The organism is Erwinia sp. PPS120, assembly GCF_047918655.1.
Lineage (GTDB): Bacteria > Pseudomonadota > Gammaproteobacteria > Enterobacterales > Enterobacteriaceae > Erwinia > Erwinia tasmaniensis_A.
This window is the reverse complement of the sequence record NZ_JBLREF010000095.1, coordinates 1-346: the sequence shown is the minus strand read 5'-3', so window position 1 is coordinate 346 and position 346 is coordinate 1. Positions and strand designations below refer to the sequence as shown.

Below are 346 nucleotides of genomic sequence, written 5' to 3'. Positions count from 1 at the left end.
GATCAGGTCTGAGCTAATACACCTTATTTTCAGTTAATAGCTTTGACCTGTCTCAGTTGATTGGTACACGGAATTTTAAAAAATCATAGAGACTCAATTAATAACGTCCGTTGTTTGCTCAAAGCAGACCCAGACCTAATGACTTGAAAAGCACGAAACTAACTAACACTTCTCACCACTCAGATCGTTATTAGATAGCACCACCACAGGTTTGCCACGGAGATCGGGTCTGAAAACGGTCTCGCATGAAGCATAAAATGAGTTAACGTCGACAAGGGCGAACACTGTCAAGCATCTCTAAACTTGAATGAATGAATCGCCACGGATCTGTCTCTTATACACATCT

Annotated in this window: 1 pseudogene; it reads right to left on the bottom strand. The window is 41.3% G+C overall.

The features are described 5' to 3' along the window. Positions 1-183: 183 nt before the first annotated feature. Positions 184-285, bottom strand: a pseudogene (locus ACLRGG_RS21250) (Y-family DNA polymerase); the annotation flags it as partial. Between the last annotated feature and the right edge of the window lie 61 nt (positions 286-346).